General features: G+C 72.0%; 28 protein-coding genes. 15 read left to right on the forward strand and 13 right to left on the reverse strand.

Annotated elements, in window-relative coordinates; translation table 11 throughout:
- Positions 1-5: 5 nt before the first annotated feature.
- The 8 genes from ACZ6S0_RS24495 to ACZ6S0_RS24530 all read left to right on the forward strand — a co-directional run bounded on the left by ACZ6S0_RS24495 (position 6) and on the right by ACZ6S0_RS24530 (position 9317).
- Complete coding sequence (locus ACZ6S0_RS24495) at positions 6-1124, forward strand: fumarylacetoacetate hydrolase family protein (protein WP_465921643.1); 1119 nt, start codon at positions 6-8, stop codon at positions 1122-1124.
- Positions 1121-2734: a thiamine pyrophosphate-binding protein gene (locus tag ACZ6S0_RS24500; protein WP_465921644.1), complete on the forward strand. Its 1614-nt coding sequence runs from the start codon at positions 1121-1123 to the stop codon at positions 2732-2734. The genes ACZ6S0_RS24495 and ACZ6S0_RS24500 overlap by 4 nt, the downstream gene beginning before the upstream one ends.
- On the forward strand, positions 2731-4191 hold the full coding sequence (locus tag ACZ6S0_RS24505; RefSeq protein WP_465921645.1) for a benzaldehyde dehydrogenase: 1461 nt from the start codon (positions 2731-2733) through the stop codon (positions 4189-4191). Before ACZ6S0_RS24500 ends, ACZ6S0_RS24505 begins: the two co-directional genes overlap by 4 nt.
- Before the next feature lie 150 nt (positions 4192-4341).
- A complete protein-coding gene (locus ACZ6S0_RS24510) occupies positions 4342-5400 on the forward strand; it encodes an ABC transporter substrate-binding protein (RefSeq protein ID WP_465921646.1) in 1059 nt (352 codons plus the stop codon).
- A 70-nt stretch (positions 5401-5470) separates the two neighbouring features.
- A complete protein-coding gene (locus ACZ6S0_RS24515) occupies positions 5471-6340 on the forward strand; it encodes an ABC transporter ATP-binding protein (RefSeq protein WP_465921647.1) in 870 nt (289 codons plus the stop codon).
- A gap of 4 nt (positions 6341-6344) precedes the next feature.
- Positions 6345-7202 (forward strand): ABC transporter permease, encoded by an 858-nt coding sequence (locus ACZ6S0_RS24520; protein WP_465921648.1) that lies wholly within the window; start codon positions 6345-6347, stop codon positions 7200-7202.
- A 93-nt stretch (positions 7203-7295) separates the two neighbouring features.
- Positions 7296-7877, forward strand: a complete 582-nt coding sequence (locus ACZ6S0_RS24525; protein WP_465921649.1) for an NADPH-dependent FMN reductase — start codon at positions 7296-7298, stop codon at positions 7875-7877.
- 9 nt (positions 7878-7886) lie between these two features.
- Positions 7887-9317, forward strand: coding sequence for an MDR family MFS transporter (locus tag ACZ6S0_RS24530; RefSeq protein WP_465921650.1), 1431 nt, complete (start codon positions 7887-7889; stop codon positions 9315-9317).
- A 65-nt stretch (positions 9318-9382) separates the two neighbouring features.
- Here ACZ6S0_RS24530 and ACZ6S0_RS24535 read toward each other — a convergent pair whose 3' ends face one another.
- On the reverse strand, positions 9383-9811 hold the full coding sequence (locus ACZ6S0_RS24535; RefSeq protein ID WP_465921651.1) for a GlcG/HbpS family heme-binding protein: 429 nt from the start codon (positions 9809-9811) through the stop codon (positions 9383-9385).
- Positions 9812-9852: 41 nt separating this feature from the next.
- Positions 9853-10698: a hypothetical protein gene (locus ACZ6S0_RS24540; protein ID WP_465921652.1), complete on the reverse strand. Its 846-nt coding sequence runs from the start codon at positions 10696-10698 to the stop codon at positions 9853-9855.
- A 238-nt stretch (positions 10699-10936) separates the two neighbouring features.
- On the opposite strand from ACZ6S0_RS24540, the gene ACZ6S0_RS24545 reads away from it, so the two are divergent.
- On the forward strand, positions 10937-11749 hold the full coding sequence (locus tag ACZ6S0_RS24545; RefSeq protein WP_465921653.1) for a FadR/GntR family transcriptional regulator: 813 nt from the start codon (positions 10937-10939) through the stop codon (positions 11747-11749).
- A gap of 15 nt (positions 11750-11764) precedes the next feature.
- Here ACZ6S0_RS24545 and ACZ6S0_RS24550 read toward each other — a convergent pair whose 3' ends face one another.
- Positions 11765-12025 (reverse strand): cupin domain-containing protein, encoded by a 261-nt coding sequence (locus ACZ6S0_RS24550; RefSeq protein WP_465921654.1) that lies wholly within the window; start codon positions 12023-12025, stop codon positions 11765-11767.
- A 32-nt stretch (positions 12026-12057) separates the two neighbouring features.
- On the opposite strand from ACZ6S0_RS24550, the gene ACZ6S0_RS24555 reads away from it, so the two are divergent.
- Both ACZ6S0_RS24555 and ACZ6S0_RS24560 read left to right on the forward strand, forming a co-directional pair.
- Positions 12058-12495: an ester cyclase gene (locus tag ACZ6S0_RS24555; RefSeq protein ID WP_465921655.1), complete on the forward strand. Its 438-nt coding sequence runs from the start codon at positions 12058-12060 to the stop codon at positions 12493-12495.
- 124 nt (positions 12496-12619) lie between these two features.
- Entirely contained in the window at positions 12620-12991 is a 372-nt protein-coding gene (locus tag ACZ6S0_RS24560; RefSeq protein ID WP_465921656.1) for a DoxX family protein, read from the forward strand.
- Between the two features lie 53 nt (positions 12992-13044).
- Here ACZ6S0_RS24560 and ACZ6S0_RS24565 read toward each other — a convergent pair whose 3' ends face one another.
- The 8 genes from ACZ6S0_RS24565 to ACZ6S0_RS24600 form a co-directional block, all read right to left on the reverse strand.
- Complete coding sequence (locus ACZ6S0_RS24565; protein ID WP_465921657.1) at positions 13045-14205, reverse strand: RNA polymerase sigma factor; 1161 nt, start codon at positions 14203-14205, stop codon at positions 13045-13047.
- 25 nt (positions 14206-14230) lie between these two features.
- On the reverse strand, positions 14231-14611 hold the full coding sequence (locus ACZ6S0_RS24570; RefSeq protein WP_465921658.1) for a YciI family protein: 381 nt from the start codon (positions 14609-14611) through the stop codon (positions 14231-14233).
- Positions 14612-14730: 119 nt separating this feature from the next.
- Positions 14731-15504, reverse strand: coding sequence for a maleylpyruvate isomerase family mycothiol-dependent enzyme (locus ACZ6S0_RS24575; protein WP_465921659.1), 774 nt, complete (start codon positions 15502-15504; stop codon positions 14731-14733).
- A gap of 110 nt (positions 15505-15614) precedes the next feature.
- A complete protein-coding gene (locus ACZ6S0_RS24580; RefSeq protein WP_465921660.1) occupies positions 15615-16154 on the reverse strand; it encodes a DUF1707 SHOCT-like domain-containing protein in 540 nt (179 codons plus the stop codon).
- Positions 16151-16954: an ABC transporter permease gene (locus ACZ6S0_RS24585; protein ID WP_465921661.1), complete on the reverse strand. Its 804-nt coding sequence runs from the start codon at positions 16952-16954 to the stop codon at positions 16151-16153. The genes ACZ6S0_RS24580 and ACZ6S0_RS24585 overlap by 4 nt, the downstream gene beginning before the upstream one ends.
- The gene (locus ACZ6S0_RS24590; RefSeq protein WP_465921662.1) at positions 16951-17916 is read right to left on the reverse strand and encodes an ATP-binding cassette domain-containing protein; all 966 of its coding nucleotides are present in this window, start codon (positions 17914-17916) and stop codon (positions 16951-16953) included. Before ACZ6S0_RS24590 ends, ACZ6S0_RS24585 begins: the two co-directional genes overlap by 4 nt.
- 29 nt (positions 17917-17945) lie before the next feature.
- A complete protein-coding gene (locus tag ACZ6S0_RS24595) occupies positions 17946-18851 on the reverse strand; it encodes a DUF4097 family beta strand repeat-containing protein (RefSeq protein ID WP_465921663.1) in 906 nt (301 codons plus the stop codon).
- Positions 18852-18967: 116 nt separating this feature from the next.
- Entirely contained in the window at positions 18968-19513 is a 546-nt protein-coding gene (locus ACZ6S0_RS24600) for a hypothetical protein (RefSeq protein ID WP_465921664.1), read from the reverse strand.
- 184 nt (positions 19514-19697) lie between these two features.
- Here ACZ6S0_RS24600 and ACZ6S0_RS24605 point away from each other — a divergent pair, with 184 nt between their 5' ends.
- On the forward strand, positions 19698-20669 hold the full coding sequence (locus tag ACZ6S0_RS24605; RefSeq protein ID WP_465921665.1) for an SDR family NAD(P)-dependent oxidoreductase: 972 nt from the start codon (positions 19698-19700) through the stop codon (positions 20667-20669).
- A complete protein-coding gene (locus tag ACZ6S0_RS24610) occupies positions 20669-21511 on the forward strand; it encodes an SDR family NAD(P)-dependent oxidoreductase (RefSeq protein ID WP_465921666.1) in 843 nt (280 codons plus the stop codon). Before ACZ6S0_RS24605 ends, ACZ6S0_RS24610 begins: the two co-directional genes overlap by 1 nt.
- A gap of 27 nt (positions 21512-21538) precedes the next feature.
- On the opposite strand, the gene ACZ6S0_RS24615 is transcribed toward ACZ6S0_RS24610, so the two are convergent.
- Positions 21539-21907 carry a winged helix-turn-helix transcriptional regulator gene (locus tag ACZ6S0_RS24615; RefSeq protein ID WP_465921667.1) on the reverse strand — a complete coding sequence of 123 codons (369 nt, stop codon included), beginning with the start codon at positions 21905-21907 and terminating at the stop codon, positions 21539-21541.
- A 63-nt stretch (positions 21908-21970) separates the two neighbouring features.
- On the opposite strand from ACZ6S0_RS24615, the gene ACZ6S0_RS24620 reads away from it, so the two are divergent.
- The gene (locus tag ACZ6S0_RS24620; RefSeq protein WP_465921668.1) at positions 21971-22990 is read left to right on the forward strand and encodes a zinc-binding dehydrogenase; all 1020 of its coding nucleotides are present in this window, start codon (positions 21971-21973) and stop codon (positions 22988-22990) included.
- Positions 22991-23025: 35 nt separating this feature from the next.
- On the opposite strand, the gene ACZ6S0_RS24625 is transcribed toward ACZ6S0_RS24620, so the two are convergent.
- The gene (locus ACZ6S0_RS24625) at positions 23026-23994 is read right to left on the reverse strand and encodes a prolyl oligopeptidase family serine peptidase (RefSeq protein ID WP_465921669.1); all 969 of its coding nucleotides are present in this window, start codon (positions 23992-23994) and stop codon (positions 23026-23028) included.
- A gap of 68 nt (positions 23995-24062) precedes the next feature.
- Here ACZ6S0_RS24625 and ACZ6S0_RS24630 point away from each other — a divergent pair, with 68 nt between their 5' ends.
- On the forward strand, positions 24063-24548 hold the full coding sequence (locus ACZ6S0_RS24630; protein ID WP_465921670.1) for a MarR family winged helix-turn-helix transcriptional regulator: 486 nt from the start codon (positions 24063-24065) through the stop codon (positions 24546-24548).
- The last annotated feature ends 7 nt before the right edge of the window (positions 24549-24555 follow it).

A 24555-nucleotide genomic window follows, 5' to 3' on the forward strand; every position in this document is an offset into this window, starting at 1 on the left:
TCTGAGTGAAACTCGCGATCAGGCGTACCTATCTCGGCGACCGGCTCTGCTTCCCGGACGTCGTCGGCGACCGTCTCGTCGACGTGCAGGCAGCGTACGCCCGCATGCTGGAGACCCGCGGCAGCCACCGGGACGACGCGATCCCGCGGTCGCGGCGGGAGATCGCGGAGTCCCTCCCCGCAGCCCTGCAGGCCGATCCGGATCTCAAGGCCGTACGCGCGGCGCACGAGTGGGCGCTGGCGGCCGTCGGCACCGGTGACCTGACGGACGACTGCACGTGGTCCGCCGAGCGGCCGTCGTACGGCCCGCCCATCGGACGTCCCCACACGATCTGGGGCATGACCGGCAACTACCCGAGGGACCGTCAGGCACCGCCCCCGGCGGACGACGCGCCGCCCCGTCCCCTCTCGGGCTTCCTGAAGGCGCCCGGCGCGCTGGCGGGCCCGTACGACGACCTCCGCCACCCGGCGATCAGCCGCCGCGTCGATCCGGAGCTGGAGCTCGGCGTGGTGATCGGGCGGCGCTGCCACGGACTCGACCGTGAGAACGCCATGCGCGCGGTGGCCGGCTACGTCGCCCTGGTCGACGTCGGCGCCCGTGACATCTCCGAGCTGGACAACCGCCGGATGGACCGGGGGAAGGGGTTCGACACCTTCGCCATCGCCGGACCCTGGTTCGTCACGGCGGACGAGATCCCGGATCCGCACGCGCTGCGCGTCCGCTTCTGGGTCAACGGCGAGCTGCGGCAGGACGGGAGCACGTCGGAGATGTTCCACGACATCCCCGAGCAGTTGTCCTGGCTGACGCGGGCACTCACGCTCGCGCCCGGCGACGTCGTCTCGACGGGCACGCCGCCCGGGGTGCGCAGCGTGGTGCCGGGTGACGAGTTGCGCGGGGAGATCGAGGGACTGGGCGTGCACGAGAACACGGTGGTCCCCGAGCCCGCGAGCCCGCGGCCCGCACCCGTGTCGTCCGCACCCGCGTCACCCCGGTCCGCCTCACCCCGGTCCGCCTCACCCCGGTCCGTGTCGCCCGGGTCCGTGTCCCCTGGGGTTGTGTCGCCCGGGGCTGTGTCTCCCGGGTCTGTGTCACCTGGGTCTGTGTCGATCGGGGTGGCGCGATGAGGACCGTTCGCGACGCCACGATCGACGTCCTGCGCCGGTGCGGGGTGACCCGGCTGTTCGCGAACCCGGGCTCGACCGAGATTCCCTTCCTCGTCGATCTGCCCGACGACCTGGAGTTCGTCCTGGGCCTGCACGAGGGCGCCGTGGTCGGCATGGCGACCGGGCACGCGATCGCGACCGGGCAGCCCGCGCTCGTCCAGTTGCACACGACGGCCGGGCTGGGCAACGCCGTCGGCGCCTTGGCGACCGCGCGGGTCAACCGCGCGCCCCTGGTCGTGCTGGTGGGCCAGCAGGACCGCCGCCACCTGGCCATGGAGCCGTTCCTGGCCGGGCGGCTGGAGGGGCTGGCCGGGGCGTACCCCGTGTGGGAGCACCTGCCCGTCCGGCCGCAGGACGTCCCCGGCGCGGTACGGCGGGCGTTCCACGAGGCGGCCCAGCACCGCGGCCCGGCCATCGTCGTGGTCCCGATGGACGACTGGTCGGCCCCGTTCGACCCGGACCTCGACGTGGCAGGGCCGCTCGCGGTGGCGCGTGCCCGCAGGCGGCCGGGGCCGGACGTCGAAGGCGTGGCCCGGCTGCTGGACCGGGCGGAGTCGCCGGTGCTGGTGGTCGGGGCGGGCGCCGACGAGCAGCGGGCCTGGGAGGCGCTGGTCACGCTGGCCGAACGCCTCGGCGCCCCGGTCTGGCAGGAGGCGTTCGGCGCCCGCGCCGGCTTCCCGCAGGACCACCCGCAGTTCGCCGGTCACCTGCCGGCCGGCCGGTCCGGTCTGCGGGCGGCGCTCGCGGGCCACGACGTCGCGCTCGTCGTGGGCACGGGCGCGTTCCGCCAGTACGTCTACGAGCCGGGCCCGCTCGTGCCGGACGGGCTCGCGGTGGCCGTGATCTCCGACGATCCGGACGAACTGCACCACAGCCATGCCGACGTGGCCCTGCTGGCGGACGCGGCGTCCGCGTGCGCGGCGATCACGGAACGGCTGCGGCCACGGCCGGTGATCGCCGTCCGTCGTCCGTCGCGGGCCGTGGCGCCCCCGGGCGCGAACGGCCGGCTGGCCGCCGCGCACGTCTTCACGGCGCTGGCCGAGCGGCTGCCGCGCGATGCCGTACTGGTCGAGGAGACCCCGTCGTCCCGGCCCGAGCTGCACCGGCTGCTGCCGGCCCGCTCGCCGCGCGGGTTCGTCAGCGCGGCGATGGGCGGCCTCGGCTTCGCCCTGCCCGCGGCGGCCGGGCTCAGGATGGGCGACCCCAGCCGTCCCGTCGTGGCCGTGCTGGGCGACGGCTCGTCCCTCTACGCCGTCCAGGGGTTGTGGAGCGCGGCGCGCTACTCGTGCGGCGTGCTCTTCATCGTGCTCACGAACGGCCGCTACGCGATCATGGACCAGCTCGCCGGGGACGCCGGGGGCAAGCCGCCGTGGCCGGCGTTCACGGACGTCGACATCGCCGAACTGTCCCGTTCGCTGAACTGCCCGGCTCGCCGCATCACCACCCACGCCGAACTCGTCAGCACGCTCGACGAGGTCCTGCCCGCCCTCGCCACCAGGACCGAGCCGCTGCTGCTCGACGTCGCGGTGGCCGCCGACGACCCGACCATCCAGCCCGGAGGAACCGCATGAGCTTCCTGGAAGAGAGCACCTGGCACGCCGCCGTCTACAGCGACGGCTGGGTCAAGCCCGCCGGCGGCGACGCCCCGGTCAGGGCGCCGGCCACAGGTCACGAACTGGGCCGGATCGGCGTCGCGGACGCCGAGGACGTCGCCAGGGCCGCCGCCCGCGCGGCACGGGCGCAGCGCGCCTGGGCGGCCCGCCCCTACCTCGAGCGGGCCGCGATCCTGCGGCGGGCCGGGCGGTTGTGGGAGGAGCACGCCGCCGAGGTGGGCGACTGGCTGGTACGGGAGGCCGGGTCGATCCCGCCCAAGGCGGGCGTCGAGACGGACACCGCGGCGCAGGAGTGCTACGAGGCGGCCGCCCTCGCCTCGCACGCCGTGGGGGAGATCATCCCGAGCGCGCAGCCCCGGCTGAGTATGGTCCGGCGGCTGCCGGCCGGGGTGGTGGGCGTCATCTCGCCGTTCAACTTCCCGCTGATCCTGGCCATCCGCTCGGTCGCCCCGGCGCTCGCGCTCGGCAACGCCGTCGTGCTGAAGCCCGATCCGCGCACCGCCGTCTCGGGAGGCGTGGCGATCGCCCGGATCTTCGAGGAGGCCGGGCTTCCCGAGGGCGTGCTGCACGTGCTCCCGGGCGGCGCCGACGCGGGGGAGGCGCTCGTCACCGACCCGAACGTCAGGGTGATCAGCTTCACCGGGTCGACCGCCGCGGGCCGGCGCGTCGGCGAGGTGGCCGCCCGGCATCTGAAGCGCGTGCACCTGGAGCTGGGCGGGAACTCGGCGCTCATCGTGCTCGAAGACGCCGACCTGGACCTCGCCGCCTCGGCGGGCGCGTGGGGGTCGTTCCTGCACCAGGGCCAGATCTGCATGACCACCGGACGGCACCTCGTCCACGAGAGCGTGCTCGAACCCTATCTGCGGCGCCTCGCAGAGAAGGCCGACCACCTGCCCGTCGGCGACCCGGCCACCGGCCAGGTGGCGCTCGGGCCGATCATCGACGAGCGCCAGCGGGACAAGATCCACGCGCTGGTGACGTCCAGCGTGGACGCGGGCGCCAGGCTCGTCGCGGGCGGCACGTACGAGGGGCTCTTCTACCGCCCGACGGTGCTCGCCGACGTCACGCCGGACACCCCGGCCTACGCCCAGGAGGTCTTCGGCCCGGTCGCCCCGGTGATCGGCTTCGGCGACGTCGCGCAGGCCGTCTCCCTGGCCAAGGGCACCGAGTACGGCCTCTCGCTCGGGATCCTCGGGAACGACGTGATGGCCGCCCTGGCGATCGCCGAGCAGATCCCGAGCGGAATCGTGCACATCAACGACCAGACGGTGGGAGACGAGGCGGTGGCGCCCTTCGGCGGAGTCGGCGCGTCGGGGACCGGCTCGCGGTTCGGCGGGGCCGCGGCCAACGTGGAGGCGTTCACCGAGACCCAGTGGCTCACGATGCAGGGGGCGATCCAGCCGTATCCGTTCTGACCGGCGCCGGGCGGCCGTGCCGCTCAGGTCGCCGCTCAGGTCGCCGATCGGGGCCGAGGCTCCGCTCGACGACGGTCTTTCGGGGGCAGCTCGACGGCGGGTCTCCCGCCGTCCCACCTGTTGCACATTTGGACGTGAAGGGGTCCAGCGATGAATCACCACAAAGCCGCTTCCGAGAGGGCGTTTCGAGCCGTCCGGCCCGGCCGGCGGATCTGGATCGCGCTCGCCGCGCTCGCCGTGGCCGTGACGCCGGCCTGTCAATCCAGCAATGCCGAGGTCGGCGCGGACGAGCAACTCCTGGTGTCGGTCTCGATCGCCGCTCCGTCGGCCGCTCCTGTCTTCCTCGCGGACGTTCTCGGCTACTTCAAGGAGGAGGGCCTGAACGTCCAGGTCAAGGAGATCGCCAACGCCTCGCTGCAGGTCGCCACCGGCCAGGTGAAGTTCGGCCAGGTCAACACCAGCACGCTGCTGCAGTCGGCGTCGCAGGGCATCGGCCTCCAGGCCGTCTGCGTGACGCAGATCGATCCCTCGTACATCCTGGCCGTGAGCGACGCCGTGTGGAAGCAGCGCGGCCTGAACGAGTCGATGTCCTTGAAGGAGCAGTTGACCGCGCTCAAGGGCGAGCAGATCACGGCCGTCGGCGGGCGGACCACCAACCCGGGCGCGAAGCTGCTGCAGGCGCTCCTGACGAAGAACGGGCTGCCCCCGGACTGGATCGGGGTGCTGTCGATGGCGGGCAGCTCGCAGGCGACCGCGGCGTTCCAGAACGGCCAGGTCGGGCTGATCTTCCAGCCGCAGCCCCAGCCCGACCAGGTGCTGTCGAAGGTGCCCGGCCGGATCCTCTACAACATCGGCGACTCCCCGCTGTTCGCCGAGATGGACAACGTGCCCTGGTCCACGATCGCCACCTCGGCGGACTTCGCCAAGGCCAACCCTGAAGTGACGACGAAGGTCTGCAACGCCGTCGGCCGGGCCAACGACTACCTCGACGACCACCCGGACCAGGCGGCCGAGCAGCTCAAGAGCCTCATTCCCACCGATTTCCAGATCCTCAAGGACAGCCTGCCGACGTACAAGTGGGCGCGCGACGGACGCATGAGCGAGGCGGACTTCTTCCGCGGCGTCGACGTGCTGGCCGCGATGGACATGTTCGCCGAGGTGACCCAGGACCAGATCAAGACCGCCTACACCTCGGCGTACCAGAAATGACCCCGACCTCATCGACCCAGATCTCATCGACGCAGCAGGCCGTGACCACCAGGGAAGGATGGGCCAGCCGATGACGGAGCACGGCAGCCTCGTGGCAGACAAACCAGCGGTCATCACCGGCAATCTGACGCACCGGTTCCAGAGCCCGGACGGCGGCGTCATGGACATCCTGCAGGATGTCTCGTTCACGGTCAGGGAGAGGGAGTTCTTCACGGTCGTCGGGCCCAGCGGCTGCGGCAAGAGCACGCTGCTGAACGTCGCCTCCGGCCTGCTGCGGCCGGCCTCGGGCGAGGTACGCCTGGTGAAGAACGACCGCGAACTGGAACAGCAGGAGATCGGCTACATCACCCAGGACTCGAACCTCTTCCCGTGGCTGACGGCGATCCAGAACGTCATGGCCCCGCTGGAGATCAGGGGCGTGCCGAAGCGCGAACGCGTGGAGCGCGCCACCGAGTGGCTGAGCCTGGTGGGGCTGGACGGCTTCGAGGACCACTACCCGCGCCAGCTCTCCGGCGGCATGCAGAAGCGATGTTCCATCGCGCGGACCCTCGTCTACGAACCCGAGGTGCTGCTGATGGACGAGCCGTTCGGGGCACTCGACGCGATCACGAAGTCGACCCTGCAGAAGACCGTCCTGGAGCTGTGGGAGAAGCGGCAGACGTCCGTCGTCTTCATCACGCACGACCTCACCGAGGCGATCGCGCTCTCGGACCGGGTCGCCGTCATGACCGGACGCCCGGGGCGCATCCGGGCGATCGTCGACATCGACATCGAACGCCCCCGCGACGTCTACAACATCACCGACCTTCCCTCCTTCAAGTCGCTGCGACGCGAGCTGTGGCAGTTGCTGGAGACGGAGTTGGAGACAGGGACGGAGACAGTGCCGGAGACGGGGCCGGAATCAGGGCTGAAGTCCGAGCTGAAGTCCGAGGAGCAGTGACGCGATGACCGCGAACATGGACACGTTGGTCCGGGGCGGCGGGCGCCTGCCCCGCGGGTTCTCCGCCAAGCGCCGCGCCCACGACGACGGCGCCCATCAGAACCCGCGGCAGCGGGCGACTCTCATCCTGGTCGCCAGGATCGGCTTCGTCGCCTTCATCCTCGGGACCTGGCAGTTCCTCAGCGGCCGGGTGGTCGAGGACTTCCTCATCAGCAACCCCATCGACGTGTCGGTGAAGCTGTTCGAGCTGCTCGGCGACCCCCAGATGCATCACAACATCCTGATCACCGGTCAGGAGCTGATCCTCGGCTGGACCCTCGGCTCCACGGCCGGGGCCGTGGTGGGGTGGTGCATCGGAGCGGTGAAGTTCCTCGGCGAGGTGCTGGAGCCGATCATCATCGCCGTCAACGGGATCCCGAAGGTCGCGCTGGCGCCGATGTTTCTGCTCTGGTTCGGCCTGGGCATCGGGTCGAAGGTCGCGATCGCCAGCATGATCGTGTTCTTCCTGGTCTTCAACAACGTCTACTCCGGCATGCGGAACGTCCCGCAGCCGCTGGTCGACGTCGCCAAGGTGATGGGCGCGTCCCAGGCGTACATCGTGCGCAGGGTCGTGCTGCCGTCGGTCAGCGTGCCGTTGTTCGCCGCGCTGCGGGCCGGTGTGCCCATGGCCATGATCGGGGTGATCGCCGCGGAGTTCGTCTCGGCGGACGAGGGCCTCGGCCACTACTCGATGGCGGCGACGCAGCAGTTCGACTCGGCGGGACTCTTCGCCGCCATCGTCATCATCGTGGCGATGGTCGTCGTCGGCAGCGGGATCATCAGCTTCTTCCAGCGGCGAGCCCTGGCCTGGCTGAAGGACTGACGTACTCCCATTTTTCCAGGCCCCGCGGGTGCGGCCGGGCGTGTGCCGCGCGCCGTACCGCGCGGGGCCTCCTAGCCTCGAAGGCAGGCCCCCATGCAGAAACCACATCTCCAGATCGTCATCGGCAGCACCCGGCCGGGCCGCGCCGGGGAGGCCGTCGGCACCTGGTTCCGCGACGTCGCGGTGAAGCACGACGCGTTCACGGTCGAGCTGCTCGACCTGGCCGTCATCGATCTGCCGCTGTTCGACGAGCCGCATCATCCCCGTCTCGGCCGCTACGTCCACGAGCACACGAAGCGGTGGAGCGCGAAGGTCAGCGCGGGCGACGCGTACGTGTTCGTCGTCCCCGAGTACAACCGCGGCTACAACGCCGCCACCAAGAACGCGCTGGACTACCTGTGCCAGGAGTGGCGGCGCAAGCCCGTGGGCTTCGTCGGCTACGGCGGCGTCGCGGCCGGCGCGCGTTCCGTCCAGGGCCTGGTCCCGGTCGTCACGGCACTCGGCATGGTGCCCATGTCGCGTCCGGTGCACATTTCGGCCATCGCCCGGTCCATGACCGCGGACGGCGGGTTCACGCCGCACCAGCGGCTCGGCAACGGCGCCGCCGAACTCCTCGACGAGCTGGCGGAGTGGGCGGTCGACCTCGCGATGACACGGCGCGCCGCGGCCCGGTAGATGCGCGTCATGGTCCGGCCGACGACCGCGGTGACCGTCGTCTACGTCGCGGCGATCTTCCTCAGCACCATGGACACGACGATCGTGAACGTGGCGCTGCCCGCCATCGGCGACGCCTTCTCGATCCCCTCGACGTCGGTCGACTCGATCACCATCTCCTTCCTGGTCAGCCTGGCCGTGTTCATCCCCGCGTCGGGCTGGCTCGCCGACCGCTTCGGCGGGAAGCGGGTGCTGATGACCGCGATCGCGGTCTTCACCGCGGCCTCGGCGCTCTGCGGCTCCGCCTCCAGCCTCGGTGAGCTGGTCGCGTACCGCATCCTGCAGGGGCTCGGCGGGGGGATGCTGGCGCCGGTCGGCATGGCGATGGTGCTGCGGAGCTTCGCCCCGGTCGAACGGGTCAGGGCGCTCTCCATGATCACCATCGCCACGGCCGTCGCCCCGACGCTCGGGCCCACCCTCGGCGGCCTCCTGGTCACGAACCTGTCCTGGCGCTGGGTGTTCTTCGTGAACCTCCCCGTCGGGGTTTGCGCGCTGGTCTTCGGCCTGCTGTTCGTCCGGGACCTCGGCGAGCGGCGGGCCGAACGGTTCGACGCCGCCGGCTTCGTGCTCTCCGCGGCCGGGCTGGCGCTGCTCTTGTTCGGCATCTCCGAGGGCCCCGACCAGGGGTGGGACGCGGTGCCCGTACTGGTCGGCATGGTCGCCGGCGCCGCTCTGCTCGCCGCGATGGTGGTCGTCGAGCTGCGGCGGCGCGCCCCGATGATCGACGTACGGCTGTTCACGGACCGCTGCTTCCGGTCGAGCACCGCGGTCATGACCAGCGTGTCGGTGGCGTTTCTCGGCGCGGTCTACACGGTGTCGCTGCTGCTCCAGGACGGCCGCGACCTCAGCCCGCTCGTCACAGGGCTGACTATCCTGCCGCAGGCCGTGGGCGTGATGCTCGGTTCGCAGCTCGCGAGCCGGGTGCTGTATCCGCGCTTCGGCCCACGGGCGGTCATGACCGGGGGAGTCGCGGGCACGAGCCTGTTCGTCGCGCTGCTCGCGACCGTGGGCTCCGGTACGCCCCTGTGGGGTGTCGGCCTGCTGCTGCACTGCATGGGCTGCTGCGTCGGCCTCGTGTTCGTGTCGACCCAGGCCGCCGCGTTCGCGACGATCCCGCAGGCGTCGTCGAGCCGCGCGTCGACCATCTTCAACGTCGGCCGGCGGCTCGGTGGCGCCCTGGGCATCGCCGCGGAGACGACCGCCATGGTGCTGGCCGGAGCCGGTGGGCCGGTCGCGGGGGGCGGGGCGGGGACGCGTCCGTACCAGGTGGCCTTCCTCGTGGTCGCCGTGATCAACCTGCTGGCGCTCTGGCCGGCGCTGGCGGTGCGCAACGCCGACGCGGCCACCACCATGCCGTCACCGCCACGACGCCCCGCGAAACCCACCGCGGGGAAGGGCTGACCGGCACCCGCGCGCACGCGCCGAGCGGCGCCGCGTCGGGGCGGCGCCGCTCGGTGGTGTGTGGGTCAGCCGACGTCGGCGACCAGGCCGAGGCCCTCGACCCCGGCGACGGCCACGGCCTCGTCGTTGTCGGGACGGTCGCCGCTGACCCCGATGGAGCCGAGCAGGGTGCCGTCCTGGTCGCGGATCAGCGCGCCGCCACGCGAGGACGCGATCCGGCCCTCGGAGATCGCCGCCAGGGCCGCGAAGAAGGACGGGTCGCGGGTCGCGTGCCGGGCGCCCGCGGCGCCACCCGCGCCGGTGCCCAGGCAGCCCCACGCCTTCGCGTGGGCGATCTGGGGCCGCAGGATCCCGGCGCCGTCCTCGCGCTTGACGACGATCGGATGGCCACCGGGGTCGAGCACGGTGACGGTCAGGGGCCGCAGTTCGAGCTCGCGCGCCTTGCGCAGCCCGGCGTCCACGATCTCGGACGCCTGGTTCAACGACAATGCCACTTCATGGTTCCTTTCCTGGTACGAACGGCCGGATCGGGTGGTCAGACCCGTTCCCGCGCCTTCTCGAACTGGATCGCGCCGTCGCTGGTGATGACGTCGAACTGGTCCGACGGGATGGCCGGCAACCGGATCGGGGGCAGGCCCACGTTGTAGAGCACGGTCTCTTCGACGGCGCTGACGTGGAGCTTCTCGCCGGGCTCGACCTGGAGCGCGGCCAGCGCGCCGATCTCCGTGCCCTCAGCGACGGCCTGGCCCGACAGGACCACCATGAGCTGCCTGCCGGTCTCGGACACCGAGACCCACTCCGCACCGGCGTCGATCTTGACGAACTCGATCCAGAACTGCCGCTCGGTGAACGAGCCGAGGTGCTTGCGCTCGACCCCGTCCGCGCCGGGCACCGGCAGCCAGTTGAAGTGCGCGGGGTTCATGATCAGGACGCTCTGGTAGCGGGGGCGTGGGAACTTCATCTCCCTGCGCTCGCCCCGCCGCGCGATCCCGTCGCGTTGCGCGTCCGGGCCGCGCCCGCGTCCACCGGCCATGCCCAGCCCCGACGCGCCGCCGAACTGCAGCACCAACTGCAGTTGCTTAGGGTCGCCGAGCGGGTCGTCCTGGGGGCCGTAGGTCTGGCCCTCGGGGAAGTAGCCGATCTCGCCCTCGTGCAGGATGCCCTGCTCGCCCAGGTTCATGTCGCCGATCAGCGGCAGGCGGATCTGCTCGAACGTGTGCCGGTGCCGCGGCATCGAGAAGTCCCCCTCCTGGCGTCCCAGGATGTAGCGGAAGTTCTCCAGCTTCTCGGGCTCACCACCCATGAGCAGGTAGTTGAAGGACACCGTGCCCCTCGGATGGTCCATGCGAAAGCCGTTCTCGTCGTATGGGGTGATCTTCATCGGTCCTCCGTCGTCTCGCTCGGCTGTCTGTCCAGCTCCACTACCTGGGATCCAACCTACCTGGTAGGTTGTTGTCAAGGTAGGTAGGGAACCTTGCCGCCCAGCCGAAAAGCCGGGGAAAATCGGGATCGCGGGCGGCGCTACCTACCAGGTAGGCGTAATGTCAGATGCGTGCCAGGCCCTGGCACCACGAGGAGCCGCAACGGCCCGGCGCAGGAAGTCGGAGGACGAACGAACCATGGCGACGCCGCAACCACCCAAGCTGTATCGCGGGCGGGTGGCCGACCAGATCGTGGACGACCTGCGCAACCAGATCCTGAGCGGCGCACTGCCCGACGGGGCCAGGCTGCCGTCCGAGCGCGAGCTGGCGGCCCACTACGACGTCAGCGCCCCCACCATCCGCGAGGCGGTACGCGTACTGACCGCCATGGGCCTGCTCAACACCAGGAACGGCAGCAGGACCACGGTCACCGCCGACGGCTACACCCTGCTCGCGATGTCCATCGCCTCGGTCGTCCAGTTCGGCAAGATGAGCGCCGCCGACGTCCTCGGCGTGCTGCGGGCGCTCAACGCGTACGCGGTCGAGCAGGCCGTCGAGCGGGCCTCCGACGACGAGATCGCCGAGCTGCGCAAGGCGGCCGAGGAGGCGGCCGAGCGCCCCGACGTGGGGTCGTCCGCCGAGGCGCTCAAGCGCTTCTTCGTGACCCTCTCCGAGATCTCGCACAACCCGCTGCTCGCCGCGCTCTGCCGGGTGATCACGGAGATCCAGTTCGGCATCGCGGTCGAGCTCACCGGCGGCAGCTCCCAGGGCTGGCTGCGGGTCGCGGGGCCGATGCACACGATGCGGATGGAGATCGTGGACGCCGTCGCGCGGCGCGACACCGGCACGGCCGTCCAGCTCGTCCACGACTACCACCGCAGGGTCATCGCCCGGCTCCAGTCCGCGCCCCGCGTCAAGGAGATCAGGGAGACCGATCCAGGGCTCGCCGCGTTCCTGTCCTCCTGGCTCAGGTCGAACGTGCGACTTGACCGGCAGCCGGGCGGATCCTGAGCCCCCGGGAGGCGCTCACCCCGGGGGAGCCTCGACCTTGAGCTTGGCTCCCGTGCCGGAGATGAAGATGACCAGCAGCCGGGCCGGCGCCGTCCCGCTGGTGTTCTCCGTGAGCACGTGGTGAGCGCCGGGCGGGAAGTCCACGAGCGCCGAGGTGAACGTCTTGCCCGCGACGCCGGGCAACGCCTGGTCGTACAGCGGCGACAGGGTCTCGGGCGGCGGCCCGTGTCCCCTGGACGGACGCCCGTTCGTCGCCTGGATGTGAACGCCCACCACCGGGCGTTCCAGCCGACTCCAGGGAGAGACGCATGTCAGCGGTCACGAGCAACAAGGCGATCTTCGCCCGCCTCCAGGAGGCCATCAACAGCCGCGACGAGGCGCGCATCGCGAAGATGATCGACGAGATCGTCGAGCCGGACGCGCAGTTCCACTCGCCCGCCCGGACGGACGCGACGGCGGCGCAGGCGTTCAAGCAGGTGTGGACCGGGCTCCTTCGCGCCTTCCCCGACATCCACGTCACGGTCGAGGACGTGATCGCCGAAGGGGACAAGGTCGTCAGCAGGAACACGGTGACGGGCACCCACCTCGGCGAGTACCGGGGCCTGGCGCCGACCGGCAGGTCCGTCAAGTACCACGAGATCTTCATCATCCGGTTCACCGGTGGCCGGGCGGCCGAGATCTGGGGGGTCGTCGACATCTTCTCGCAGCTCAGGCAGCTTGGCGCCCTTCCCGGGGGCGCTTCGTGACCAACGGTGGCGAAGATCCCGGCGGCGGTCACCCGGACGCCCGCGTCACCGGGACCTTTGAATCCGCCTCGTTGTGTCGTCGTACTGATGAGTCCGACACCGACGAGCGCAGGGGAGACTCCCGATGAACGTGTTGTTGTGGATCGTGCAGGCGGCCCTGGCCGCTCTGTTCGGCATGTCCGGCCTGGTGAAGCTCCTCCAGCCGAAGGACAGGTTGGCCGGCAGGTACCCGTGGGTGGACGACTTCTCGCAGGGGGCCGTGCGGTTCATCGGGGTGATGGAGATGCTGGGCGCCGTCGGGGTGGTCGTGCCGGCCGCGACCGGGATCGTCCCCGTCCTGACGCCGATCGCGGCGACCGGGCTGGCGGTCATCGCGGTGCTGGGGGCGGGCACGCACGTGCGCCGCAGGGAGCCGCAGGGGGTCGCGATCACCGCCGTCCTGCTCGTGCTCACCGCGTTCGTCGCCTGGGGCCGGTTCGGCCCGTACGGCTGGTGACCGGCTGAGGACCGCGCCGCCTCGACCGGGTCGGCCGGGTCCGAGCCGACAGCTCAGAGCTGGCCGAGCCGCCGGGTGAGGAACCGCCGTTCGGGGGTCGAGGTGGCCAGGTCGAGGGCCCGGCGGTAGGCCGTCCTGGCCTCGGCGTCCCGGCCGAGACGGCGCAGCAGCTCGCCGCGGGTCGAGTGGAAGTAGAGGTAGCCGTCCAGGTCGAGCCCGTCGACCACGCGCAGCGCCGCGGTGGGGTCACCGGCCTGGGCGAGCGCCACGGCGCGGTTGAGCTCGACCACCGGGGAGCCGGTGAGGCCGACCAGCCGCCGGTACAGCTTGGCGACCTGCGGCCAGTCGATCCGCTCGTGCGTCTGCAGCGACGCGATCACGGCCTGGACGACGTAGGCGCCGCGCCCGCCCAGCGCCAGCGCCCGATCGAGGACCGCCCGCCCGGCCGCGATCTGGCGCGGGTCCCACAGGGAACGGTCCTGGTCGTCGAGCAGGACGAGGTCCTCGCCGGAGAAGCGGGCCCGCTGCCGGGCGTGGTGGATCATCATCAGCGCCAGCAGCCCGTGCGCCTCGGGCTGGTCCGGCATGAGCGCGGCGAGCACGCGCCCCAGCCGGATGGCCTCCGCGCCGAGGTCGACCCGGCCCCGGTAGCCCTCGTTGAAGATCAGGTAGAGCACGGCCAGCACCGCGTCGAGCCGGTCGGGCAGCAGGTGCGCGCCGGGGACCGCGAACGGGATCCCGGTCGCCTTGATCTTGGCCTTGGCACGCGACAGCCGCCGCTTCATGGTCTCCTCGGAGACCAGGAACGCGCGGGCGATCTCGGCGGTCTCCAGGCCGCCGAGCGCCCGCAACGTGAGCGCCACCTGCCCCTCCAGCGGCAGCGCCGGATGACAGCAGGTGAAGATCAGCTCAAGCCGCTCGTCCTTGATCACGTCGTCGTCGTCGAACTCGTCCATGACAGCCTCGGCCGCCGGCAGCAGGTGGAGCTTCTCGGCCAGGGTGCGCTCCCGGCGGAGCCGGTCGATCGCCCGGTTGCGGCCGGTCGTTACCAGCCACGCGCCCGGGTTCGCCGGTACGCCCGACGCGGGCCAGCGCTGCGCCGCGATCGCGAACGCCTCCTGCGCGGCCTCCTCGGCCCGGTCGAAGTCACCGAGGAACCCGACGAGCGAGGCCAGCACCCGGCCCCACTCGTCACGGAAGACTCCCTCCAGCATGCTCAGCGCCGCACCACCGGCCCGCTCACCGGCCCGTCCCGACCAGCCGGAACCCCGCGATCCCCGCAGGTCCGAGCCCCACCGGCCTGACCTCCACCACGCCGCCGAGCCTGACGGCCGGGATCCGCGCCGCCAGCTCGATCGCCTCGTCCAGGTCGGCCGCCTCGATCAGGCAGAAGCCGCCGAGCACCTCCTTGGTGTCGGCGAACGGGCCGTCGGTCATCAGCGTCCGGCCGTTGACCAGCCGCACGCTCGTCGCCGTCTCGGCGGACCCCAACTGCGCGCCGCCGAGGAACCGCTCGTCGTCGGCCAGCGCGAAATACTCCGCGTACGCCGCCTCGCGCTCCTCGTCCGACAGCTCGTCGAGGTAGCCGGGCTCGTCGTAGACCAACAGGGCGTACTGCATGCGACCTCCAGGGCAACGGGCTCTCACCAGCACGACGAACGAGCGGCAGCGTAGGTGACACCGATTGCGAATTTCTCTCATTTCGGCCAGGCGGTCCTCCGGCCGGAGCGGCGGGAGCGCTACTGCGTCGCGGCGGTCCGCAGGGCGTGGAACTGCTTGAGCAGGACGCCGTCGCCGGAGACGCGTACGGAGCCGTCGTCGCCGCGGTTCCACAACCAGCGCAGGAGGGGCGCCGCGGCACCGCTCACCCGGGCGTCCCCGCCGAAGCCGGGCGGGACGTCGGTCACCTCCACCCGGCCCGGCCGCCCGCCCTCGCCGGCCACGGCCGCGAGCGACCAGGCGCGTCCTTCCGTGGCCACCGTCATCGGACGCTCGTCCGGCGCGTCGAGCAGGGTGCCGAAGTCGTCCAGCCAGCGCGTGCTCCCGTAGCCGAGGAACAGCTTCAGCACCTCGTCGATGCCGTCGAGCGCGAGGTCGTCCGGGATCGGGGACACCGGACCGCCCGCCGCCAGCTCGGCGTCCACGCGGTGGATCACCGTCTCCTGGGCCATGCGGCGGATCCAGAAGCCGACGCTCTGATCGGGCTCGTGCCAGGTGGCGGCGGGGCCGGACGGTGAGCGTTCGGCGAAGTGGCCGGTCAGCTCCGCGTAGGTGCGGTCCAGCGAGATCACCGGGTCGGGGTCGAACACGCCCTCCGGCCACTCCTCGGGGAAGGCGTTGAGCCGGATGCACTCGGCCTTGTGCAGGTAGACCTCGGAGACGTGTTTCGCGAGATCGCCGAGCGACCAGTCGGGGCAGGACGGGACGCGTACGGACGGGTCCGCTCCGGCCACGGCGGCGCGCAGCCGGGCGAAGTCGTCGTCGAGACAGGCGAGAAGCCGGGGAAAGTCCATCGGGCCATCGAACCAGCCGCCTCCGGACTTCCTGAACTGGTTTTTCCCGGACCGGCTCCCCGGAACCGACCTTCGGGCAGCGGAGCCGCCACCAGACCGGGCGGCCTCCCTCACCGGCGCGCGGTGCGGATGGTCAGACGGCCGTAGGTCAGCTCTCCGGAGACCTGGACGTGCAGCGTCCCGGGGCGCGGGCGGCTCGGCGCCTTGCAGATCACGCCGTGCCAGCCGGCGTGCACCGCGTCGGTGTTCGCGCTCGCGCCGGCGGGCAGGACGATCCTGGCGTGGCCGTAGGTGAGCCGGAGTTCGATGTCGATCTGCCCGAAGGGGACGTGGGCCCGCGACAGGTCGAGGAGCACTCTGCCGTACTCGGACTCGACGCGCAGCCTGCGCGGGACCAGCCAGTCGCCGGTCCGCGTGACGCGCCCGCCGATGGAGGCGATCTGGAGCACCTCGTCACCGTGGTCGTCGTGCGGCAGGTCGGAGACGACCGGCTCCAGCTCCTGGGAGGAGGTGGCGGTGAGGGCCAGTTCGAGCCGCTGGTCCAGCTCGGCGGGACCGAGCCGGCCGTCCGCGTACGCCTGCTGGACCAGCGCGACCGCCCGCTCACGGTCGAGACGGTCGAGGCGGTCGAAGCCGGGGACGCCGCTCACCTGCTGACCGCTCTCTTGTACAGCCGCGTGGCCAGCGGCACGAACACGGCCAGGAGCACGACGATCCACAGCAGCGACACCGGCACCGCGTGCCGCAGCGGCCAGGCGTCGGGCGCGGGCATGGCCGTACTGGTGTTGCCGAACAGCTCGCGGGCGGCCTGGATGAACGTGGAGACCGGGCTCCACTCGGCGATCGGCTTCAGCGGACCGGGCAGGCGGGCGCTGTCGACGAACGCGTTGGACAGGAAGACCAGCGGGAGCGACACGAGGGTGGCCACGTTGTTGAACACCTCGGGCGTGCGCAGGGTCAGCGCGACCGTCGCCGTCACCCAGGAGAAGGCGTACGCGAACAGCACCAGCAACAGGAAGCCCAGCAGCGCCTCGAGCGGCGAGCTGTGGATCCGCCACCCGACCAGCAGCCCCACCAGCGCCATCGTGGCGATGCTGGTCACGTTCATGATCAGGTCGCTGACGGTCTGGCCGGTCAGCACCGCCGAGGGCGACATCGGCAGGGTGCGGAACCGGTCGAAGATGCCCTTCTGCAGGTCCTGGGTGAGGGTGTAGCCGGTGATCTGCGCGCTCGTGGTGATCGTCATGACGAAGATGCCGGGGAGCATGTACTCGGCGTAGGACAGGCCGGGCAGCTCGATCATGCTGCCGAAGACGTAGGTGAACAGCAGCACGAACACGATCGGCAGCATGATCACGCCGCCCAGCAGGTCGGGCGCTCGCCTGATCTTCAGCGCGTTGCGCTTGGTGATCGTCAGGCCGTCGGCGATCGCCAGTCGGAGGGTGCTCATCGGACGGTCTCCTTGGTCTTCTCGGTGGTCTCGTGTCCCGTGAGGGTCAGGAACACGTCGTCCAGGGTCGGCCGGCGCAGCCCGGCGTCGCGCACGGTGACGCGCTGGGCGGCCAGGTGCCCGAGCGCGCTGGTCAGCGCGGCGGCGCCGCCGGTGACCGGGATCGTCACCTGGAGGGCGGCGGCGTCGGTCCGCACGTCGCCGATGGCCAGCGGCGCCAGCGTCCGCCTGGCGGTCTCCAGGTCGGCCGCACTCGTCACCGACAGCTCGATCCGGTCGCCGCCCACCTGGTCCTTGAGCTGGTCGGCGGTGCCGAGCGCGATCACGCGGCCGTGGTCGACCACCGCGATGCGATCGGCGAGCCGGTCGGCCTCCTCCATGTACTGGGTGGTGAGCAGCACCGTCGTGCCGTCCGCGACCAGCTCGGCGATGACGTCCCACAGGCCCGCCCTGGCCCGGGGGTCGAGGCCGGTCGTGGGCTCGTCGAGGAACAACACCGGCGGGGCGGCGACCAGCGCGCCCGCCAGGTCGAGCCGGCGGCGCATGCCTCCGGAGTAACCCTGTACCGGGCGGTCGGCCGCCTCGGTGAGGTCGAAACGCTCCAGCAGCTCGCGGGCCCGCCGCTTGGCGCGCCTGACGCCCAGGTGGTAGAGGCGGCCGACCATCTCCAGGTTCTCGGCGCCGGTGAGGTGGTCGTCGACGGCGGCGTACTGGCCGGAGGCGCCGATGTGCGCGCGCAGCCGGTCGGCGTCGCGGACGACGTCGAACCCGGCCACCGTGGCGTGTCCGGCGTCCGGCCTGAGCAACGTGGTGAGGATTCGGACGGTGGTGGTCTTGCCGGCGCCGTTCGGGCCGAGCAGCCCGAACACCGTGCCTTCCGGGACGGTCAGCGCCATCCCGTCGAGGGCGACCACGTCGCCGTACTTCTTGACCAGACCTTCTGCGACGATCGCGTCAGGCATGAGGATCTCCTTTCCAGGCAGGAACGCGTTCAGGAACGGCGGACGAGGATGTCGCCGTAGGTGGTGTGGGCCCGCGCCTCCACGACCCGGTCGGCCTCGCCGGGGGCGTCGCCGGTGTCGAGGGAGACGGTCACGGTGCCGTACTGGGAGCTGACGTCCAGCCAGGCGGCGGTGCCCTCCCGGATCCCCAGGTCAAGACCGCCCCCGGTGGTCTCCATGACGACCGACCCGGACACCACCTCGCGGATCTCCACGCTGCCGTACGCGGTCTTGGCGACGACGCCGGCCAGGGCGCGGTTCACCGTGATGTCGCCGTGGGCGCTGTTCAGCCGCAGCTCGCCGGTCACTTCGCCGAGTCGTACGTCGCCGTGGGAGGTCTTGACCATGGCGGTGCTCTTCAGCTCCCCGATGTGGATGCCGCCGTGGGTCGTGGTGACCTCGGCGTGCCCGCAGGCGCGGGTCACGGTGATGTCGCCGTGGGTGCTCTTCAGCCGGAGCCGGTCGGCCTGCTCGATCCGGATGTCGCCGTAGGAGGTGGTGATCGTCACCTCGCCGAGCGGGCCGTGGCAGCGCAGGCTCGCCGTCGTCTTGGCGTCGAGGCGGGAGCCGGCCGGCAGCTCGATCGTCACGTCGATGCTGCCCGGCCCGAGCAGCAGCGAACGCGCCCAGTTCATCGGCGACTCGACGAGCTTGTCGAGGGTCAAGCCCTGGCCGGGGAACGCCCCGGCGTGTGCCCTGTCGGTCCGCACCAGCAGCCTGCCGTCGGCGTACTCGGCGTGGGTGTGCTGGGCGGCCTGCACGTCGGCGTCGTTGTGCGGGTCGTTCGGGCGGATTTCGACGACGGTGTCGGCGCGGTCGCTCGCGTTGACGCGGATCTCGGCGGTCGCCAGGTCGAGGACGGCGAGGATGGGTTCGGGGGTATCGAAGGTCGGCATTCCGGGCCCCTTGTCGTGGGTGGGCATCATCGTGGGCGCAGTCGTGGGCCCAGTTGTGAGCGCGGTCGTGGGCCCGGTCGTGGGCGCGGTCTTCTGCGTGTTCACCGGCGCGGGCGTCAGCGGACCCAGCCGCTGAAGCGGTTGCCGGTCTGCTGGGCCGGACGCGGGCCGGCGCGGCGGCCCGCGTCGCCGGGTTCGAGCGCGGCGGAGACGGCGCGGACCAGCCAGGCGTTGACCGACAGCCCGTCGCGGGCCGCCGCCTCCTCGATGCGCGGCTTGAGGTGCTCGGGAACCCGGAGCGAGATCCGGGACGTGCCGCCCTCGTCGGCGTCGGAGGGCGGCGGCGGGGCGGGCGGGGGCGCGGTGGGCGGCCGCTCGGCCTGCCCGGACTCGCTCCCGCCCGCGAACGAGGGGGCGCTCGGCGGCGGCGTCACGACGAAGGCGGCGTCACGCCCGCGCAGGCGCACCTCGACCGAGCCGGGCGCGAGGTCCTGGGTGATCTCGTCCGCGGCGGTGGACAGGGCCTCCAGCAGCGCGAGCCGGGTGGCCGACTCGAGCGTGGCGGCGAGACGTTCGGCCAGCGCGCGGGCTTCCTCGCCACCCGCTCCCGCGGCGATCGCGAGTTCGCGGCGGAGCTGATCGACATACGGCGCAAGGTCCATGACGTCATCATGACACCACTATGGCGTCATCACAAGTGGAGCTGGATCCTTCTTGGCGTCATCACGACGCCATACGTGACGGCGCGTGGGCGGGACGTCAGCCCATGGCCATGACAGTTACGCATGGCTACCTTGAGAATGTGTTGCTTGTGGCATGGCCAGTCGGCTGCCTAGCGTGAGTGGCATGAGTCTGATCCAAACGCCTTTCGGTTTTGCCAGCACCGCCGCCGAGGTCGTCGCGGACGTCGATCTGACCGGCAAGCGCGCCGTCGTGACCGGCGCGTCCTCCGGGATCGGCGTGGAGACCGCGGCGGCGCTGTCCGCCGCGGGCGCCGAGGTCACCCTGGCGGTCCGCGACCTCGCCGCGGGCGAGCGGGTGGCCAAGGACATCGGCGCGACCACCGGCGACCGCGTCCCGCACGTCGAGCGGCTCGACCTGACCGACCCGGCGTCCGTCGCCGCGTTCGCCGGCTCCTGGACGGGTCCGCTGCACATCCTGGTCAACAACGCGGGCGTGATGGCGAGCCCCGAGCAGTACACCCCGCAGGGCTGGGAGTGGCAGTTCGCCACCAACCACCTCGGTCACTTCGCCCTGGCCACCCGGCTGCACGCGGCGCTGGCGGCCGCCGGTTCGGCGCGGATCGTGGTCGTCAGCTCCACCGGGCACCAACTGTCGCCGGTGGTCTTCGACGACGTGAACTTCGCCTTCCGCCCGTACGACCCCTGGCTCGCCTACGGCCAGTCCAAGACGGCGAATGTGCTGTTCGCGGTCGAGGCGACCCGGCGCTGGGCCGCCGACGGCGTCACCGCGAACGCGCTCATGCCCGGCGCCATCTACACCAACCTGCAACGCCACACCGGCGGACGCGGCAGCGGGTCGGTCCCGCCCGAGCTGATCAAGACGCCCGCGCAGGGCGCCGCCACCTCGGTGCTGCTCGCCACCTCGCCCTTGCTGGAAGGCGTCGGCGGACGCTACTTCGCCGACTGCAACGAGACCGGGACCATCGACCGGCGCGGCGCCGCGCCGCCACTGCACGGCGTGGCCCGCTACGCCCTCGACCCGGAGGGGGCCGAGCGCCTCTGGGCCCTGTCGGAGAAGCTGCTCGCGGAAGGGGCGGCCGTGACGGCCGCGCCGGGAGCGGAAGGAACGCCGTGATGGCCGCGCCGAGAGTCGCCCTGGTCACCGGGGCCACCCAGGGGCTGGGCCTGGCCCTGGTCGAAGGGCTCGCCCGCCGTCTGACCGCCCACGACACCGTCTACCTCACCGGCCGCGACCTCGACCGCGTCAACCAGGCCGTGGACGCGCTGCCCGCCGGTGGAGCCCGGGTACGGGGCGAGATCCTCGACGTGGCGGACCGCGAGGCCGCCGCCCGGCTCGCCGTACGCCTGGGGGAGCGCCACGGCGGCGTCGACATCGTCTTCAACAACGCGGTCATGCGCGTGGGCCCCGACGACGACCCGCGCGCGATCGTCGACGACTACGCCGAGGTCAACAACTTCGGCGCCACCCGGGTGCTGCGTGCGTTCGCGCCGCTGCTCAGGGACGGCGGCAGGCTGATCGTCGTGGCCAGCTCGCTGGGCACGCTGCACCACCTCGCTCCCGTGCTGCACGACCGCTTCGACGCTCTCGCGTCGCTGGAGCAGGTGGACGAACAGGTCGCCGCCTGGCGCGACGCGGTCAAGGACGGCAGCGCCCGCGCCGGCGCCTGGCCCGGCTTCGTCAACATCCCGTCCAAGATCGGCCAGGTCGCCGCCGTGCGCGCCCTGGCCGCGCGGCGCCGCGAGCGGGACACAGAGCGCGGCATCCTGCTCGCCGCCGTCTGCCCGGGGATGATGAACACCCCGACCTCGGGCATGTGGTGGGACGTCTCCGGCGCGCCCAGCCCGGCGCGGGCCGCCGTCGCCCTCCTGGACCTCGCCCTGGAGCCCGTCGAGCCCGGCCACTACGGCGAGCTGGTCAGGGAGGGGACGGTCCTGCCCTGGGCTCCCTGGAGGTAGCCGGGGGCGCCGGCCGGGGGCGGTGGGTCATCGGTCGGGGCAGTTGTCCGCCGCCCAGTCGTGCAGGGCGTTGAGCGCGGGGGTCAGCGCGGCCCCCGCCGGGGTGAGGTCGTACTCGACGCGCGGGGGCACCTCGGGGTAGACGATGCGGCGGACCACCCCGTCGGCCTCCAGCGCCCGCAACTGCTGGATCAGCATCTTCTGCGTCACGCGGGGGATCGCGCGCTCCAGGTCGGAGAAGCGGCGCGGCCGGCGTACCAGGAGGTGGTGGACGATCAGCAGCTTCCAGCGGCCCTCCAGGATGGACAGGGCGCGCTCGACCTGGCCGATCGAGCAGCCGGGCCGACCCTGCTCCTGGGCGGCGACCGTACTTACTTTTTTGTCAGTACTTCCCACAAACGGAGCTTAAATCTAGCGTCGGACCGGCACAACCTCCCCGTACTTTCATCCGAGGCACACATGACACGCACCACCAGGTTCGTCGCGCTCAACCGGCACCTGCCCACCGGGCGGATCGAACCCGAGCACTTCACCATCGCCACGAAAGAACTGCCCGAGCTGGAGGACGGCCAGCTCCTGCTGCGCCCGGCCGCCTTCTCCATCGACGCCACCCTGCGCGGCCAGGTGACCGGTCACGAGGGCTACTTCCTGCCGCAGATCCGGGTCGGGGAGGCGGTGAGCGGGATCGCCGTCTCCGAGGTGGTCGCCTCCCGCCACCCGGACCACCGGCCCGGGGACCGGGTGCTCGGCCAGGCCGAATGGGCCGAGCTGGCGATCTGGCCGACCCGGGACAACTGGCTGGACCCGGCCCCTGTCGATCCCCGCATCGACCGGGCCTCCCACGCACTCGGCGTGTACGGCCTGCTCGGCGGGCTGACCGCGTACACCGGCATCGTCGAGGCGGGGAGCGTACAGGCGGGGGAGACCGTCGTGGTCTCGGCCGCCGCCGGCAACGTCGGCTCGCTGGCCGGCCAGATCGCCGCGCTCCGCGGCGCACGGGTGATCGGTCTGGCCGGCAACCGGCGCAAGCGAGACCTGCTCACCGACCGGCTCGGCTTCGCCGCCGCGCTCGACTACCACGCCGCCGACCTCGCCGACCAGCTCAGAGCGCTGGCACCCGACGGGCCCGACCTGTACTTCGACTCCGTCGGCGGCGCGGTCAGCCAGACCGTGATGAGCGTGATGCGGCGTCCGGCCCGCGTCGTCGTGTGCGGCCTGATCTCCACCTACGACGACGACACCGCCTGGACGGTCGACATCACTCCCGTCTACGCCAACGGCCTGACCCTGCAGGGCTACACCCCGCTGCAGTTCCCGCAGGTCCTGCCCGGCGCGCTCGACCAGCTCATCGACTGGGTCGGCAGCGGGCGACTGATCCCCCTGGAGACCGAACGCCACGGCCTCGACGCGCTGCCGGGGGCGGTCAGCGGCCTGTTCCGTGGCGAGAACATCGGCAAGATGGTCGTCACCATGCCCTGACCTGCCGCCTTGCGGAAAGTCGGGTCGCCTGGGCGTCAGACCTCGTCGCCGAGCCTGGAGCGGAGGAAGCCCACGACGATGTCCATGACCTGCGTGCTCGTCCAGGCCCTGGCCTGGGGTGACAGGGCCCCGTGCCCGGCGTCCTCCAGCACGTACCGGGTGCTGTCCACCCCGGCGCGGCGCAGGGCGCGGTGCAGGCGCGCGGTCTGCGCGGGCGCGATGAGGCGGTCGTCGTCGCCATGCAGCAGCAGGAACGGCGGCGTCGCGCCGGTGACGTGGCTGACCGGGTCGGCCCGGGTCACCTCGTCGGGGTGGTCGGCGAACGCCCGGCCTGGCCCCAGCACGTAGGCGGGCAGCGGTGTGCCGGGGGCGGTGGTGGCCGCCGCCGTGTCCGGGTCGAAGCCGGCGGACACGGTGGCCAGGTGGGTGGCCCCGAACACGTCGACCACCGCGTCCACCCCCGCGCCGGTCAGGGCCGCGACGCCGTGGTCGGGGTCCGTCGCGGCCATGGCGGCCAGGTAGCCGCCCGCCGACTCGCCCCACAGCGCGGTCCTGGCGGGGTCGAGGCCGTACCGGGCGGCGTGGGCGCGCAGGAAGCTCACCGCCGCGGCCACGTCGGCCAGCCCGTCGCGGTACGTGGCGCCGTCGCCGACCGTACGGTATTCGACGGCGGCCACCGCGAACCCCGCCTGGGTGACCTGGCGGCGCTGCCGGGCGGCCATCGCGCGCCGGGCGGTGACGAAGCCGCCCCCGGGCAGGTAGACCACCAGCGGGTGCGGGCCGGGGGTGCGCGGGGTCAGGAGGTCGAGGCGGAGCTTGCGTCCGGGGGCGGCGTACTGGATCCCCCGATGGGCGTGGGAGGCGCGACCGGGCGCGATCTGGTCGGCGGGATCCACCCGCAGCCGGAGGCTGTCGGGGTCGTCGTCAGGGGCGGCCACGCTGGACAGCCGGATCGGGCGGCCGGTCAGCGCGGCCAGGGCCATGATCAGCCGCATTCCGTTCATGCGAAGCTCCTCTCACGCGGGCCACCAACGGTAACCTAGTAGTTAACCAGTTAACAATTGGAGGTGGCATGAGCCGGGGCGCCGACCGGGTCCGTGAGCTGTGGGCCGCTGCCCGTCCCGACCTCGACACGTCCCCGATGGAGGTGATCGGTCCGCTCAAGCGCGTCACCGCCCTGCTGGAGGAGGCGCTGGACCACCTGTACGTGGACGCCCCGCTCACCGGCGCGGACCTCGACGTGTGCCTGCGGCTGCGGCACGACCCCAACCCGACGATCGCGCGCCGCCTGGCCGACCAGATGCGCCACTCCCGCGCCGCGATCAGCAAGACGCTGCTCCGGCTGGAGAAGCGAGGTCTGGTCACCAGAGAGCCCAGCCCGGCCGATCGCCGCGCCGCCCTGGTACGCCTCACACCCGTGGGCGAGGCGGCCGTCGACGCGCTCTTCCCCCGGCAACTGGCCAGGGAGGCCGAGCTGCTGGACGGGCTCGGCGCGGATCGCGACCGCGTGATAGAGGCGCTCGACCTGCTGGCGGAGGTCCTGGCCAGGCGCACGTGAGCCCGCG

The sequence above is a fragment of the Nonomuraea sp. NPDC051298 genome, assembly GCF_055586305.1.

Bases quoted from the DNA above. Each gene is read 5' to 3' on its own strand.
- ACZ6S0_RS24525 (WP_465921649.1), top strand. From the start codon at position 7,296: ATGCAGAAACCACATCTCCAGATCGTCATCGGCAGCACCCGGCCGGGC.
- ACZ6S0_RS24625 (WP_465921669.1), bottom strand. From the start codon at position 23,994: ATGAACGGAATGCGGCTGATCATGGCCCTGGCCGCGCTGACCGGCCGC.
- ACZ6S0_RS24565 (WP_465921657.1), bottom strand. From the start codon at position 14,205: ATGCTGGAGGGAGTCTTCCGTGACGAGTGGGGCCGGGTGCTGGCCTCG.
- ACZ6S0_RS24570 (WP_465921658.1), bottom strand. From the start codon at position 14,611: ATGCAGTACGCCCTGTTGGTCTACGACGAGCCCGGCTACCTCGACGAG.
- ACZ6S0_RS24590 (WP_465921662.1), bottom strand. From the start codon at position 17,916: ATGCCTGACGCGATCGTCGCAGAAGGTCTGGTCAAGAAGTACGGCGAC.
- ACZ6S0_RS24510 (WP_465921646.1), top strand. From the start codon at position 4,342: ATGAATCACCACAAAGCCGCTTCCGAGAGGGCGTTTCGAGCCGTCCGG.
- ACZ6S0_RS24630 (WP_465921670.1), top strand. From the start codon at position 24,063: ATGAGCCGGGGCGCCGACCGGGTCCGTGAGCTGTGGGCCGCTGCCCGT.
- ACZ6S0_RS24530 (WP_465921650.1), top strand. From the start codon at position 7,887: ATGGTCCGGCCGACGACCGCGGTGACCGTCGTCTACGTCGCGGCGATC.
- ACZ6S0_RS24600 (WP_465921664.1), bottom strand. From the start codon at position 19,513: ATGGACCTTGCGCCGTATGTCGATCAGCTCCGCCGCGAACTCGCGATC.
- ACZ6S0_RS24595 (WP_465921663.1), bottom strand. From the start codon at position 18,851: ATGCCGACCTTCGATACCCCCGAACCCATCCTCGCCGTCCTCGACCTG.
- ACZ6S0_RS24610 (WP_465921666.1), top strand. From the start codon at position 20,669: ATGGCCGCGCCGAGAGTCGCCCTGGTCACCGGGGCCACCCAGGGGCTG.
- ACZ6S0_RS24515 (WP_465921647.1), top strand. From the start codon at position 5,471: ATGACGGAGCACGGCAGCCTCGTGGCAGACAAACCAGCGGTCATCACC.
- ACZ6S0_RS24555 (WP_465921655.1), top strand. From the start codon at position 12,058: ATGTCAGCGGTCACGAGCAACAAGGCGATCTTCGCCCGCCTCCAGGAG.
- ACZ6S0_RS24540 (WP_465921652.1), bottom strand. From the start codon at position 10,698: ATGAAGATCACCCCATACGACGAGAACGGCTTTCGCATGGACCATCCG.
- ACZ6S0_RS24605 (WP_465921665.1), top strand. From the start codon at position 19,698: ATGAGTCTGATCCAAACGCCTTTCGGTTTTGCCAGCACCGCCGCCGAG.
- ACZ6S0_RS24575 (WP_465921659.1), bottom strand. From the start codon at position 15,504: ATGGACTTTCCCCGGCTTCTCGCCTGTCTCGACGACGACTTCGCCCGG.
- ACZ6S0_RS24585 (WP_465921661.1), bottom strand. From the start codon at position 16,954: ATGAGCACCCTCCGACTGGCGATCGCCGACGGCCTGACGATCACCAAG.
- ACZ6S0_RS24560 (WP_465921656.1), top strand. From the start codon at position 12,620: ATGAACGTGTTGTTGTGGATCGTGCAGGCGGCCCTGGCCGCTCTGTTC.
- ACZ6S0_RS24520 (WP_465921648.1), top strand. From the start codon at position 6,345: ATGACCGCGAACATGGACACGTTGGTCCGGGGCGGCGGGCGCCTGCCC.
- ACZ6S0_RS24505 (WP_465921645.1), top strand. From the start codon at position 2,731: ATGAGCTTCCTGGAAGAGAGCACCTGGCACGCCGCCGTCTACAGCGAC.
- ACZ6S0_RS24545 (WP_465921653.1), top strand. From the start codon at position 10,937: ATGGCGACGCCGCAACCACCCAAGCTGTATCGCGGGCGGGTGGCCGAC.
- ACZ6S0_RS24500 (WP_465921644.1), top strand. From the start codon at position 1,121: ATGAGGACCGTTCGCGACGCCACGATCGACGTCCTGCGCCGGTGCGGG.
- ACZ6S0_RS24620 (WP_465921668.1), top strand. From the start codon at position 21,971: ATGACACGCACCACCAGGTTCGTCGCGCTCAACCGGCACCTGCCCACC.